Here is a 13667-nt window from a genome sequence, read left to right as displayed (position 1 = left end):
TGTTGCCTTGGTTAGTATGGTAAGCAGCGGGTAAAGAGATAAGGCATCGCCCGCTGCGGGGGTTGGTTCGGAGTTGAGCATGCTTGCGCGTATTGTGTTGGGGGCTGTCACGGCAGCGGCGACGTTTGCGCCGGCCATTGCAGGAAGCATGAACGCCGACGAGGCGCGCCGCTTCGTGGCCGGCAAGGTATTCGCCTTCACCTGTTTCGATGGCACCCGCGGTGCGGGCCGCATCCTCGACGACCTCGGCGCCGCCGGCGCCGTGCAGTTCTCGGGGTCAGGCCCGGTGAAGCATCTCCGCCTGCCCGGCAACACGCTCCAGATCCGCGGCCAGAACGTCTGCGCCTCGATCAAGGGCATTCCGTTCGAGCCCTGTTTCAACCTGGAAAAGACCGACGACCGCAGCTTCCGCGGCTCGGTGTCCGGCATGGGCTTCGCGTATTGCGACTTCCATCACCAGGGCGGCAATCAGATGCTGATGGCGCGCGCGGTCGCGCGTCCGCGCTCGCTGCGTTCTTCCGAGCATACCGGGTCGGTCGGCGCGCCGAACACCGAGGTCGCCGCGCGTGTCGAGACCCCGCGCGTCGAGAGCAGCCGGCTCGAGCCGGTGAAGTCCGAAGCCAAGTCGGAGCCCATCCGGAACGAAGGTCCGCTGGAGCTGCGCCGCTCGACTCAGTGAGCAGCTGCACGCCACGGGCCACGCAGCCTGTCGTTGAATATCTCCCCCTAAAACGCGAAGCCGCCGCGCCGTAGTCATACGGTCCGCGGCTTTCATGCGTTGGTAGCTGTTGGCGTCCCAGTTTGGGTACGGCCGGGGGACGCGGCCCTACGCAAGGGTTCAACGATGTCGCTGTACTTCTTCCGCATCAGCACCGGCCGCTATTCCGGCGCCGCCGATCAGCCTTACGAGTTCGATGACCGCGCCGCGGCGTGGTCCGAGATGACCGAGGTCTGCGCCAACCTGCTCGGCGGGATCGCGCGCAGCATGAAGCCGAACGCAAAGTGGAGCATGGAGCTGCTCGACGAGCACAAGCAGCCGGTGTTCCGCATCAGCATCGTGGGCGAGACGGTGTCCTGACGGGGCGCGGACACCGCACGCCGTTAACGAATGCAGCCTCCGCAAATCCGCGAGGCGTCTCCTCTCTGCACGCGATAGCTGTGCAAATTCGACGATTTGAGCAGCGTTCTCCGTAGTCCTACCCACGCCGCCGCGCTCGCACTTAACGTTAATGAGGAACCTCGCGGCTAATTTTCCCCACGGCCGTTCGCACGCCTGCTGCGGCAACGCGTATTCCGGGGAAAGTTCGATGTCGTTTATTCAGAACCTGCGAATTGGTACCAAGCTCGCCATCACCTCGCTGCTCACCATCGCCCTCGTTGCGCTGATGATCGCTCTCCAGATGGATGGCGGCGCCGAGGTCCAGAAACTCAGCAACGGTGCATCCGAACAGCAGGCGATCGCGCAAAACGCTGCGGAGGCGAAGGCCTCGGTCCGCGGCATGCAGATCGGCATTCGCGACATCCTGACGTCGGCCTCGCCGGCCGAGATGCAGAAGGCCGTCACCTATTTCAACGACCGGCAGACGGCAGCCCTGAAATTCGCGGGCGAAATGGCGAGGCTTTCGCATTCGCAGGACAACCAGAAGCGGATCGAGCGCCTGACCACGCTGATCGACAGCTTCCAGAAGGGCGAGCAGCAGATCGAGGCGATACGCAAGCAGGAGCTCGCGCTCGACACCCAGAAGGGCGCGAGCGGTGAGGCAGCTGCGCAGCATGCGAAGCTGACAGCCGAGATCAATCGGATCCGCAAGGAGACGCTGGCGCCGATCAACGAGGAGATATCGGAGCTGACCAACGAGATCACCAACTTCGCGAAGCAGAGGAGCGGCGAGGCGCGTTCCGCAGCGGAAACGCAGGCGGCCTCCGTCGCGCGGACGTCATTCGTCACGGGCCTGCTGGTTGCGCTGGTCCTGATCTGTGCCTGCATCTTCTCCGTCTTCAGCATCGCGCGGCCCATGCGCGCATTGACCGCGGCGATGGAGAAGCTCGCCGCCGGCGATTTCTCGGTGGTGTTGCCGGGCCTTGGCCGCAAGGACGAGGTCGGCGAGGTCGCCGGTGCCGTGGAGAAGTTCAAGGTCGTGTCGGAGCGGAAGGCGCGCGAGGAAGCGGAAGCCAAGATGCGCCAGGACCAGATCGCGGCCGAGCAGCGCAAGGCCGAGATGCGCAAGCTCGCGGACAGTTTCGAAGGCGCCGTCGGCGAGATCGTCGGGACCGTGTCGTCGGCATCGACCGAGCTGGAGGCGTCCGCCACCACGCTGACCTCGACGGCCGAGCGTACGCAGCAGCTCACGACCGTGGTTGCGGCCGCCTCCGAGGAAGCCTCGACCAACGTGCAGTCGGTCGCCTCGGCGACGGAAGAGCTGTCGTCGTCCATCACCGAGATCAGCCGGCAGGTGCAGGAATCCGCGCGCGTGGCGAGCGAAGCCGTCGGGCAGGCGCGCACCACGACCGAGCGCGTCAGCGAATTGTCCAAGGCCGCGACGCGGATCGGCGACGTCGTCGAACTGATCAACACCATCGCGGGCCAGACCAATTTGCTGGCGCTCAACGCCACGATCGAGGCGGCGCGCGCCGGCGAGGCCGGCAAGGGCTTCGCGGTCGTCGCCTCCGAGGTCAAGGCGCTCGCGGAGCAGACCGCGAAGGCGACCGGCGAGATCGGCCAGCAGATCTCCGGCATCCAGGCGGCGACGCAGGAATCGGTCGGCGCCATCAAGGACATCAGCGACACCATCGAAAAGCTGTCGGAGATCTCCTCGACCATCGCGGCTGCGGTGGAAGAGCAGGGGGCGGCCACGCAGGAAATCTCCCGCAACGTGCAGCAGGCCGCGCACGGCACGCAGCAGGTCTCGTCCAACATCACCGACGTGCAGCGCGGCGCGAGCGAGACCGGCTCGGCGTCCTCGCAGGTGCTGTCCGCGGCGCAGATGCTGTCCGGCGACAGCAGCCGCCTCAAGCTCGAGGTCGGCAAGTTTCTCGAGACGGTGCGGGCTGCCTGAGTTCCCATCTCTGCGTGTGATTAACTTGTTAAACTCGCATTCCGTGCGTAATTTCAAAGGGTTATCGTGCTGAACCGGTATTTTCCCGGGGCTCGTTGTTAACCAATTTGGAATGGCTGGCGCTCAACTTTCAGGGAAGAGCGATCAACGCCAGGGCCGCCGACAATGACTCGGCTGCGCATTCCTTTGGGGAAACTCCAATGTTGAGCCTCGTTCGGAATTTGCGGATCGGGACAAAGCTGGCGATCGCGTCGGCAATCGGCATCCTCCTGGTCCTTTGCATCATCGCAAGTCAGTTTGTCGGCAATGGCAATGTGCGGAATTCCAGCAAGGCTGCCGTCGCGCAGCTCGAGCTGGCGCGCGAGGCGGTGGAAGCCAAGCTTGCGGCGCGCAGCATGCAGCTCGCCGTCCGTGACGTACGGCTCGCCGGCAATCCGGCCGAGCTGCAGAAAGCCGGCGATGCTCTCGTCGCACGCGCCGATGTTCTGAACAAAGTCGCTGAAGCGATGTTGAAGCTGTCACAAGCGCCGGAAAACCGGACACGAATGGAAAAGCTAAAGAGCCTTGGTGCGGATTATCTCAAGGCCGCCCGGCAGGTCGCGGCGATCCGCGGCGAGGCTATCGCCGCGACGGGGTCCGATGCAGCCGGCAGGCTCGTTGAGGAAGCCGGGCGTCTGGCGCGCGAGACGACGCTGCCGATCGCGGGACAAATAGACCAGGTTACCGATCAGATCGCCGATTTCGCCCGGCATAAGAGTGATGCGGAGATCGCTGCCTCGCTGCGGGAGATGGCGTCGAGCGAGCAGATCGGGATGGTCGTCGGCGCGGTTGCTGTGCTCGTCCTCGTCGGCTCCTGGCTGATGTCGTTCTTCACCATCGCTCGTCCGATCCGCGCGCTCACCATGGCCATGGACAAGCTCGCCGACGGCGATTTCTCGGTGGTGCTGCCCGGTCTCGGCCGCAAGGATGAAGTCGGCGGGGTCGCTGCGGCCGTCGAGAAGTTCAAGGTCGTCTCGGAACAGAAGGCGCGCGAGGAAGCCGAGGCCAAGACCAGGCAGGACCAGGCCGCCACCGCGCAGCGCAAGGCCGAGATGCACAAGCTCGCGGACGGATTTGAAGCTGCGATCGGCGAGATCGTCGACACCGTGTCGTCGGCTGCGACCGAGCTGGAAGCCTCGGCGTCGACGCTGACCTCGACCGCGGAGCGCGGCCAGGAGCTCACCACCATGGTGGCCGCCGCCTCCGAGGAAGCCTCCACCAACGTGCAGTCGGTGGCGTCGGCGACTGAGGAGCTGTCGTCGTCCATTACCGAGATCAGCCGCCAGGTGCAGGAATCCGCACGGGTGGCGAGCGAGGCGGTGGGGCAGGCGCGCACCACGACCGAGCGCGTCAGTGAATTGTCCAAGGCCGCGACGCGGATCGGCGACGTCGTCGAGTTGATCAACACCATTGCGGGCCAGACCAATCTGCTGGCGCTCAATGCCACGATCGAGGCGGCGCGCGCCGGCGAAGCCGGCAAGGGTTTCGCGGTCGTCGCCTCCGAGGTCAAGGCACTCGCCGAGCAGACCGCGAAGGCGACCGGCGAGATCGGTCAGCAGATCGCGAGCATCCAGACCGCGACCGAGCATTCGGTCGGCGCCATCAAGGATATCAGTAATACCATCGAAAAGCTGTCGGAGATCTCCTCGACGATCGCAGCGGCCGTCGAAGAGCAGGGCGCGGCAACCCAGGAAATCTCGCGCAACGTGCAGCAGGCGGCGGAGGGTACCCATCAGGTGTCGTCCAACATCACCGACGTGCAACGCGGTGCGAGCGAGACCGGCTCGGCGTCTTCGCAGGTGCTCTCGGCGGCGCAGATGCTGTCCGGCGACAGCAACCGTCTCAAGCTCGAGGTCGGCAAGTTCCTCGGCACCGTGCGCGCAGCCTGACCGCAATGTGCTTCGGTGGCATTCCGCCTGCAACCGGCACGCGCGAAAGCGGGGCGACTGCGCGTGCGCCGTGTTGCGTAGTATGACGAATGAGGCGCAGGGTTAACTTTCCGGAAAAGCGATGCAGTCATCATGCCCGCGTTTTCCGGGGTGAGTCACCCTGCCTGCATTGCCTCTCGAGCGTATTGGAGCACATTCATGAGCGGCCTCTCCATCCGCCTGACCCACAAGGTCATGGCGATCGGACTGTTCGGCCTGGTCGGTCTCGCCGCCTTCGGCGCGATCTACGAAATCGGCAGCCTCTCCCAGGATGCCTCCCGCACCGTTGCCAACCGCGCCCGCGCGATCGCCGACCTCAACAAGCAGCTTTCGATCGACATGCTGGAGGCAAGGCGCAACGAGAAGAATTTCCAGCAGCGCCGGGCCGAGAGCTACGCCAAGGCGCATGCCGAGCTGATCGGGCCGATCAACCACGATTTCGACGAGGTGGAGCGGCTGATGGCCGCCGCCGGCATGAGCGCGCTGGTCGCGAAGACGAAGCAGGCCCAGGACGGCTTCAAGCGTTACGCGTCGGACTTCGCCGCGCTGGTGGCTGCCGAGACCAGGCTCGGGTTGAACGAGAAGCTCGGCCTCTCCGGATCGCTTCGCGGCGCCGTGCACGACATCGAGACCAAGCTGAAGGAGATCGACGATCCCCGGACGACGACCTGGATGCTGATGATGCGCCGGCATGAGAAGGATTTCATGCTGCGGCGCGATCCGAAATACATTGCCGAGGTGAAGAAAGCCGCCGTTGAATTCTCCAACGCGATCGAGGTCGTCGCGGTCCCGACGGCGGTGATGGACGACATCACGGCCAAGCTTCAGAAGTACCTGGCCGAGTTCGCGGCCTGGGCCGAGACCGCACAACAGACTGCGGCGCTCGACGCCGCCATGATGAAGACCTTCCGCGACATCGAGCCTGTGATGGCCGAGGTCAGGACTTCAGTCGACGCCATGTACAAGCAGGCCGATGCCGCCGAGACCGCGACCCGCGATGCCGTGCGCTTGTGGATGGCGGTCGCCTTCGGCATCACCGTCGTCTTGCTCGCATTGGTCGGCTTTCTGCTCGGACGCTCGATCTCGAAGGCGCTCGGTGGCATGGTCGGTGCGATGACGCGGCTTGCGCGCGGCGAGCTTTCGATCTCCGTGCCCGGCGTCGGGCGGAGGGACGAGATCGGCGAAATGGCCGGCGCCGTCGAGGTGTTCAGGACCAGCATGGCGGAAGCCGAGCGGTTGCGCCTCGAGCAGGCGGAAGCGGATGCGCGCGGGCGCGAGCAGCGCAAGGCCGACATGCGGCGGCTCGCCGACAGCTTCGAAGGGGCGGTCGGCGAGATCATCGAGACGGTGTCGTCGGCGGCAACCGAGCTCGAGGCCTCCTCCAACACGCTGACGCAGGCCGCCGAACGCGGCAACGGGCTCGCGACCGCCGTGGCGGCGGCCTCGGAAGAGGCGTCCGCCAACGTGCAGTCGGTGTCGTCGGCGAGCGAGGAGATGACCTCCTCGATCTCCGAGATCAGCCGCCAGGTGCAGGAATCGGCGCGCGTCGCCGACGTTGCGGTCGGACAGGCCGAGCGTACCAACGCGCGCGTCGCCGAGTTGACGAAGGCGGCGAGCCGCATCGGCGACGTGGTCGAATTGATCAACACCATCGCCGCCCAGACCAATCTCCTGGCGCTCAACGCAACGATCGAGGCGGCGCGCGCCGGCGAAGCCGGCAAGGGGTTCGCGGTGGTCGCGACCGAGGTGAAGGCGCTGGCCGAGCAGACCGCGAAGGCCACTGGCGAGATCAGCCAGCATATCGGCGCGATCCAGACCGCGACGGAGGACTCCGTCGGCGCGATCAAGGAGATCGGCGACACCATCGCGCGGATGTCGGAGATATCCTCGACCATCGCCGCCGCGGTGGAGGAGCAGGGCGCGGCGACGCAGGAGATCTCCCGCAACATCCAGCACGCCGCGCACGGCACGTCCGAAGTCTCGGCGAATATCGGCGACGTCCAGCGCGGCGCCGGCGAGACCGGGGCCGCCTCGGCGCAGGTGCATTCGGCCGCGCAGTCGCTGTCGCAGGAAAGCAACCGGTTGAAGGGCGAGGTCGCGCGCTTCCTGGAGTCGGTCCGGGCGGCGTGAGGAATTGAGCCGGCCGTCCGGCGCCGTCATTGAATGACGTGGGGTACGCAGGTTGGGGAGCGCGGGTGTAGCCCTGCGCGACGCCTGTTGCACTGCAACGCGTGATTGCGAAACTTGTGATCCCGGCGACAGCGTTTCCGTAGTTTCACGTAGGTTCCTGTTAACGCCTGTTTGCAATTATGGGCGCAATCTTACCGGACAAGAACCAGCCAGCATTGTTGGAATGAACTCCGTCCCGTCGTCGGTTGCGACGATGGCGGCGGGTAGCTCGTGCGTTGTTGGGTATTATCGGGATTTATCGTGATGTCGAAGTTGTCGATCGTCTTCAAGCTTCTGACCGTGCTGTCGGTCCTCGTGCTCTCGCTCGCGGGCGTCGGCGTGACGGCAATCGGCACGATGCAGAACATCAACGCTCACACCGTCGAAATCGCAGAGAGCTGGCTGCCGAGCGTGCGTGCGCTCGGCTCGCTTCGCGCCGACATCAACGAGCTGCGCGTCGCGCTCCGTCTGCATCTGATGCAGGACACGCTTGAAGGCAAGGAAGCCGCCGAGAAGCGCCTCGCCTCGCTGCAGGCCCGCATCGACCAGACCCGCAAGGTCTACGAGCCGCTGATCACATCCGCCGAAGAGCGCTCGCTCTATGAGCAGTGGACCAAGGCGTGGGCCGAGTATCTGAACGGCGTGCAGGACGTGATGGCGCTGTCGCGCAAGGGGGTCGGCAAGTTCCCGGCCGATGCCAACGAGCTGCTGCAGACCAAGGTGGCGAAGATGGCCCAGGCGGCCGATCCGCTGCTGCAGAAGGGCATCGAGCTGAACAACCGCGGCGCCGAGCTGGAGACCAGGCAGGCGGCCGACAGCTACGCCATGATCTTCCGCATCCTCGTCGGCATCATCGTGCTCTCGGTCGTCGTCGCGATCGGCGCCGCCTACTATCTCGTTCGGGACGTTTCGCGCGGCATTGCCTCCATCATCAAGCCGATGCAGTCGCTCGGCGAGGGCGATCTTTCGGCCGACGTGCCGCATCGCGGCGAGAAGACCGAGATCGGCTCGATGGCGGATGCGCTGCAGATCTTCAAGGAGGCGCTGATCGCCAAGCGCGCGGCCGACGAAGCGGCCAGGCTCGACGCCGAAGCCAAGATCGAGCGCGGCCGCCGCGTCGATGCCATCACGAGCAAGTTCGAGGCGATGATCGGCGAGGTCGTCGGCACCGTCTCCTCGGCCTCGACCGAGCTCGAGGCGTCGGCATCGACCCTGACCAGCACCGCGCAGCGCGGCCAGGAGCTCGCCACCGTCGTTGCGGCGGCCTCCGAGGAAGCCTCCACCAACGTCCAGGCGGTTGCCTCCGCCTCCGAAGAGCTGTCGTCCTCGATCACCGAAATCAGCCGCCGCGTGCAGGATTCGGCGCGGATGGCTGCGGAAGCGGTCGAGCAGGCGGCGCGGACCAACGAGCGCGTCAACGCGCTGTCGCTGGCGGCGTCCCGCATCGGCGACGTGGTCGAGCTCATCAACACCATTGCCGGCCAGACCAATCTGCTCGCGCTGAACGCCACGATCGAGGCGGCGCGCGCGGGCGAAGCCGGCCGCGGCTTCGCCGTTGTCGCCTCCGAGGTCAAGGCGCTGGCCGAGCAGACCGCGAAGGCGACCGGCGAGATCGGGGCGCAGGTGTCGGGCATCCAGGCCGCGACGGAAGAATCCGTCAGCGCCATCCAGGAGATCGGCGGCACCATCGAACGGCTGTCCGAAGTGTCCGCGGCCATTGCCGCCGCCGTCGAAGAGCAGGGCGCGGCGACGCAGGAAATCTCGCGCAACGTCCAGCAGGCCTCGGTCGGCACGCAGGAGGTCTCGTCAAACATCGTCGACGTGCAGCGCGGCGCGACCGAGACCGGCGAGGCCTCGACCGAGGTGCTGTCGGCGGCGAAGTCGCTGGCCAGCGACAGCACGCGTCTCAAGGTCGAGGTTGCGCAGTTCCTGGAATCGGTCCGCGCAGCCTGATGGCGGCGCGAACGGAAGACCTTGCTTCACCTCTCCCGGCCGGGGAGAGGTGAAGATCTCGCCTGATGCTTACGTGCCCGTCGTCTGCGGTGCCGGCGGCGGTGTGACCTGCCGCCGGAACAGGATGCGCTGGTAGAGCCAGCCGATCGCGACCAGCACCACGCCGAGGCACATGAAGGACAGCGCGCGGTAGACGCCCGTCAGCGTCGACATGTCGATGACGAAGGCCTTCAGGATCGTCAGCGCGATGACGGCCGCCGACGCCAGGCGGGCACGCTCCGAATTGACGAGGATGCCGACGCCGAGCAGCACCACGCCGAAGGCGAGCCACCCGATCGAGTAGGTGTATTGCTCCGCGCCCGTGGTCGGTCCGGTCGAGAGGATCGGGCCGTGATAGAAGCGGCGGATCTCCAACGTCACATAAACGAGTGCGAACAGCAGTGCGCCGCCTGCGATCGTATTGGCGTAGACCTTGCCGCGTTCGCCGACCACCGCATAGGACAACAGCAGCATCAGCACCGCCGGCAGCGCGTAGCCGAGCAGCAGCAGGTTGAACACGGCGCCGCCGACATCGACGCGCCAGATCAGCGGGTTCTCCACGATGAGGAGGCCGAACACGCAGATGAGGCCCGCGATCGCCGTCAGGACGACCGCGCCGACATTGTGCACGATGCTGCGGCTGCGCAGCCGCAAGCGCTCCAGCCCGATCGCCATGGCGAGCGCGACGCAGGCCTGCAAGGCGAATTCGAGCAGCGAGGGCGGCGAGATCATGTCGCCGCCGGTCGCAAAGTGGCGGATTTCCACGAAGGCGAGCAGCGCCGTGAACAGGATCGCGGCGGCTTCGACAACGCGCAGCGGCGGGTCGTCGCCGCGGCGGCGCAGGAAGATGCTCGCGCCCCAGAACGAGGCCGCCGGCAGGCCGTAGCCCCAGAGCAGCCAGTTGAAGATCGGCGTCGTGCCGACGGCATCGCCGACGATGCGCGGATCGTAGACGATGCGCGCGGTGACGATCGCGGCGAAGATCGCAGCGAGCCGGCGCAGCACCGGGATCGGCCGCTGCAGCGAGATCCAGGCCGTGCCGAGCGACATCAGCGCGAGGGCGATGGTGAGCCAGCCCTTCTCCAGTGCAAAGGTCAGCGCCAGCGCCAGCGCGCCAAGCGTGCCGGTTGCGAACAGCGCGATCGAGGTTGCCACGCCCGGCCGTTCCTCCCGGCGCATCAGCGCCTCGGTCGCGGCGCCGAAGGCCGCCGCGAGCAGCACCGCGAGGATCGCGAACGGGATCGAGCGGTCGAGATGGGCGATTCGCGCATAGAGCGCGACCAGGATCGCGATCGGCGTGGCGACGCCCGCCGCCGACCACACCACCGGAATGATCGGCGAATTCGACCTGCCTTGCGCGAAGAAGCCTGCGATGCCGAAGCCGGCGGCGAAGATCGCGGCCGTCACCAGATGCAGCGTCACCGAGCTGTCGGTCGCGGCGGGGCCGACGCCCGGGATGGGGCCGCCCGGCAGCACCAGCATATCCGGATTGGCGCGCACCGCCCATTCGGCGAAGACGATGAACACGGTCGCAGCCGCCGCGCCAAGCGCTCCGGTGGCCGCGGACGCGCGCCAGGCGACGAACAGCGTGCCGCCGACCAGCAGCGTGAAGGCGACCAGCGCCAGATCGGCATGCGCGCTCGACAGCACGATCAGCATCGCACCGAACAGATAGGCACCGAGCGAGCCCGACGAGACCGGTTCGATCTCGCCGTCCTCGACGGTCGGGCCGAACATGAAGCCGCAGACGACGAGCAGCGCAGCGAGCACGAAGCCGGCGATGGCGTGGAAGGCGTGCGGCGCGACCTGCACCTCGTTGGTATCGAGGCCCGGGAAGATCCAGAGCACGGCGAAGCCGATCGTCGTGACCGCCAGCCAGCGCCACAGGCGGATGCGGGCGAGGCCGAAGCTCGCGGCGGTGACGACGGCGAGGTAGATGTAGAGCGCCCAATAGTCGGGCTTGCCGCTGGAGACGAGGACCGGCGTCACGAAGGCGCCGACGACGCCGAGGCCCGCAAGCGCGGGCCCGTGCAACAGCGCCGCAGCGAGCGTGCACATCGCGACGATGCCGAGCAGCACGAAGGCAGTGGCGGGCACGAGGAAGCCGTAGAGCGCATAGGCGGCATAGATGGTGGCGAATGCCACCGCGGTGCCGGCTGCGGTCAGGATCGCCGGGATGTTGGCGATCGGCAGCGCCGCGATGCTGGAGATGCTCTCCTTGCGCCGTGTCCATTCGCCGGCGCCGAGCAGGGCGGCTGCGAACAGGCCGCCGAGGAAGACGCGCACGCCGGGGCCGAGGAGGCCGGCCTCGATCGAATAGCGCACCATGAAGAAGCCGCCGAGCGCGAGCGCAAGGCCGCCGATCCACACCACCCAGCGCGTGCCGAGACGCTCCTCGAAGCCGGGCTCGGGCGCGGGAGTGGGCAGCGGCGGCGGTGGCGGAGGTGCGGCGGCCTCGCTGCTCGCTTCGAGCGGCGGCGCAACCTCTTCGGTCACGAGCGGAGGCGGCGCGGCTTCGGCTTCCGGTGCAAGCGGCGGCGGTTCTGCGGCGGTTGTCGCGGGCGCTTCGGCCTGCACGTAAGCGGGCATCGGCGGCGGTTGCACCGGCCGCAGCGCGTAAAGCTTCTCTTCCAGCGTATTCAGCTTGCGGCGCAGTTCGGCCGCCTGGTTGGAGGCCTTGATCGCGATCAGGAAGGCGATGATCGCAATGATCAGCGCAAAGACGTCAAACGGGCCGTCGAACATGAAGCCTCCAGGCAACCGGCGGGCAGGGGCCGGTACCAACTATCAGGATCTAGCGCCGGGAGCGTACGCGCAAGCCCGGCGCGGGCCGCTCCTGGAGCACCTCGCGGCGGAAGCGGTAGAGCGCCGCCGGCCGTCCGCCCGTCTGTGTCGACATCACACCGGTCGGTTCGACCAGGGCCTCCGTCTCGACCAGGCGGCGGAAATTCTGCTTGTGCAGGTGCCGGCCGGAGACCGCCTCCACCGTGTGCTGCAATTCCGTGAGTGTGAAGTCGGCGGGCAAAAGTTCAAATACGACAGGACGATACTTCAGTTTTGCGCGCAGCCGCGCGATCCCCGTGGCGAGGATCCGGCGATGGTCGAACCGCATCGAGATGCCGAGGGCGGGCAGCGCCTTGCGCGCTAATGCCGCAGGACGGCCGTCGCGCCTGGCCTCCTCGACCAGCCCGGCCTCGTAGAGCAGCTCGTAGCGGTCGAGCACGCGCTCCTCGTCCCAGGGCGCGCCGTCGAGCCCGAAATAGAACCGCACGCGATCCCTCCGCGGCAATGCGCGGCTCGTCTCCGGCGTCTCCTCCTCGGCCCATCTGGTCAGCGCCGGGATGATGTCGCGGGCGATGATCGCGGGCGGCTCCTCGCGCCGGTCCTCCCAGGGGAAGAAGCGATACCAGGGCTCGAAGCTCGCCCCGGTCGCGGCGAGTTCGCCGTCCACCGCGCGGGTGAGCGCGAGATAGCCGATCGACACCATATGCGCGGCGGTGTCGCCGGCCTCGGCATGACGGCCGCGATCGCCGAAGGTGTAGAGCTGCTCGACATAGCCGAGCCGCAAACCCGTCTGCTCCTCGACCCAGGCGCGCAGGCCGATCTCGAACGTGCGATGGCTCGGCGCGTCGAACGGGCCGAACGGCAGGCCCGCCAGCCCGTCGCTGCCGCGCGCGGTGAGGATCAGCGGCTCATGGTCCTCGATCGCGACGATCGCAGCGGTCAGGCCGATCTCGATCGGCGTCAGCAGCGTCTCGCTCATGCGGCTGTTGCCGCAAACTCGTCATGCCCGGGCTTGTCCCGGGCATCCACGTTCTTGGTGCGGCGACAAAGGTCGTGGATGGCCGGGACAAGCCCGGCCATGACGGCAACACCCTCATTGCGGCGCCTGGCTGTCATTCGAGCTCGATCACGAAGGGGCGGCCCTCGACCATCATCGCGCCGGGGCCCATCTCGTCGAGTGCGCGCAGCATGCGGCCGTTGCGCCCGAGCGCACGGTCGGCGAGGCCGACGATGCGCCGGTTCGGCGAGGCGATGGGGGAGGCCGCGCGGATCTTCTTCGCGATCTCGATCTCGTCGCGATCCGGATTGAGGGCGCAGACGGCGGCAAAAGCGCTCGCAGTGGAGCGACTGATGCCGGCATAGCAATGCACCACCAGCGGCGCGGCGCGGTCCCAGCCGCGCACGAAATTCAGCACCTGGTCGATATGCGCTTCGGATGGTGCGGTGAAGCCGTCCATCTCCTCGGTAATGTCGTCCATCGACACCTTGAGATGGTTGGCCGGCAGCACCGACACCGGCCGCGCCACCTGTTCGACATTGGCCATCACCGTCAGCACATGGCTGGCACCGGTGATGCGGACGGTTTCGGGAAGCGCGGCGAGGGAACAGACGTGGATCATGGCGGACCTTTTTGCCGGCGATTATAGCGAGGGCTTGTAGGGTGGGCAAAGGCGCAAAGCGCCGTGCCCAAGATCTCGCA

The 13667-nt window shown here is 66.9% G+C and carries 9 protein-coding genes; 6 read left to right on the top strand and 3 right to left on the bottom strand.

The window, feature by feature from the left end:
* Positions 1-79: 79 nt before the first annotated feature.
* The 6 genes from A7X65_RS29495 (at position 80) to A7X65_RS29470 (ending at position 9145) form a co-directional block, all read left to right on the top strand.
* Complete coding sequence (locus tag A7X65_RS29495) at positions 80-679, top strand: hypothetical protein (protein WP_063691917.1); 600 nt, start codon at positions 80-82, stop codon at positions 677-679.
* A 165-nt stretch (positions 680-844) separates the two neighbouring features.
* Entirely contained in the window at positions 845-1078 is a 234-nt protein-coding gene (locus A7X65_RS29490) for a DUF6894 family protein (protein WP_063691914.1), read from the top strand.
* 229 nt (positions 1079-1307) lie between these two features.
* Entirely contained in the window at positions 1308-3056 is a 1749-nt protein-coding gene (locus A7X65_RS29485) for a methyl-accepting chemotaxis protein (protein ID WP_063691911.1), read from the top strand.
* A 200-nt stretch (positions 3057-3256) separates the two neighbouring features.
* Entirely contained in the window at positions 3257-4984 is a 1728-nt protein-coding gene (locus A7X65_RS29480) for a methyl-accepting chemotaxis protein (protein WP_063691908.1), read from the top strand.
* 198 nt (positions 4985-5182) lie between these two features.
* Positions 5183-7153 carry a methyl-accepting chemotaxis protein gene (locus A7X65_RS29475; RefSeq protein WP_063691905.1) on the top strand — a complete coding sequence of 657 codons (1971 nt, stop codon included), beginning with the start codon at positions 5183-5185 and terminating at the stop codon, positions 7151-7153.
* A gap of 303 nt (positions 7154-7456) precedes the next feature.
* Positions 7457-9145: a methyl-accepting chemotaxis protein gene (locus tag A7X65_RS29470; protein ID WP_063691902.1), complete on the top strand. Its 1689-nt coding sequence runs from the start codon at positions 7457-7459 to the stop codon at positions 9143-9145.
* A 69-nt stretch (positions 9146-9214) separates the two neighbouring features.
* Here the strand turns inward: A7X65_RS29470 and A7X65_RS29465 are convergent, their stop codons facing one another.
* The 3 genes from A7X65_RS29465 to A7X65_RS29455 form a co-directional block, all read right to left on the bottom strand.
* On the bottom strand, positions 9215-11929 hold the full coding sequence (locus A7X65_RS29465; protein WP_063692596.1) for a DUF2339 domain-containing protein: 2715 nt from the start codon (positions 11927-11929) through the stop codon (positions 9215-9217).
* Positions 11930-11978: 49 nt separating this feature from the next.
* A complete protein-coding gene (locus A7X65_RS29460; RefSeq protein ID WP_063691898.1) occupies positions 11979-12947 on the bottom strand; it encodes an NUDIX hydrolase in 969 nt (322 codons plus the stop codon).
* Between the two features lie 133 nt (positions 12948-13080).
* Entirely contained in the window at positions 13081-13587 is a 507-nt protein-coding gene (locus tag A7X65_RS29455) for a tyrosine phosphatase family protein (RefSeq protein WP_063691895.1), read from the bottom strand.
* Positions 13588-13667 lie beyond the last annotated feature (80 nt).

This window comes from Bradyrhizobium stylosanthis (assembly GCF_001641335.1).
GTDB lineage: Bacteria > Pseudomonadota > Alphaproteobacteria > Rhizobiales > Xanthobacteraceae > Bradyrhizobium > Bradyrhizobium stylosanthis.
This window is presented reverse-complemented; position numbering and strand designations above follow the sequence as displayed.

Bases quoted from the DNA above. Each gene is read 5' to 3' on its own strand.
- A7X65_RS29470 (WP_063691902.1), top strand. From the start codon at position 7,457: ATGTCGAAGTTGTCGATCGTCTTCAAGCTTCTGACCGTGCTGTCGGTC.
- A7X65_RS29475 (WP_063691905.1), top strand. From the start codon at position 5,183: ATGAGCGGCCTCTCCATCCGCCTGACCCACAAGGTCATGGCGATCGGA.
- A7X65_RS29490 (WP_063691914.1), top strand. From the start codon at position 845: ATGTCGCTGTACTTCTTCCGCATCAGCACCGGCCGCTATTCCGGCGCC.
- A7X65_RS29465 (WP_063692596.1), bottom strand. From the start codon at position 11,929: ATGTTCGACGGCCCGTTTGACGTCTTTGCGCTGATCATTGCGATCATC.
- A7X65_RS29455 (WP_063691895.1), bottom strand. From the start codon at position 13,587: ATGATCCACGTCTGTTCCCTCGCCGCGCTTCCCGAAACCGTCCGCATC.
- A7X65_RS29495 (WP_063691917.1), top strand. From the start codon at position 80: ATGCTTGCGCGTATTGTGTTGGGGGCTGTCACGGCAGCGGCGACGTTT.
- A7X65_RS29480 (WP_063691908.1), top strand. From the start codon at position 3,257: ATGTTGAGCCTCGTTCGGAATTTGCGGATCGGGACAAAGCTGGCGATC.
- A7X65_RS29485 (WP_063691911.1), top strand. From the start codon at position 1,308: ATGTCGTTTATTCAGAACCTGCGAATTGGTACCAAGCTCGCCATCACC.
- A7X65_RS29460 (WP_063691898.1), bottom strand. From the start codon at position 12,947: ATGAGCGAGACGCTGCTGACGCCGATCGAGATCGGCCTGACCGCTGCG.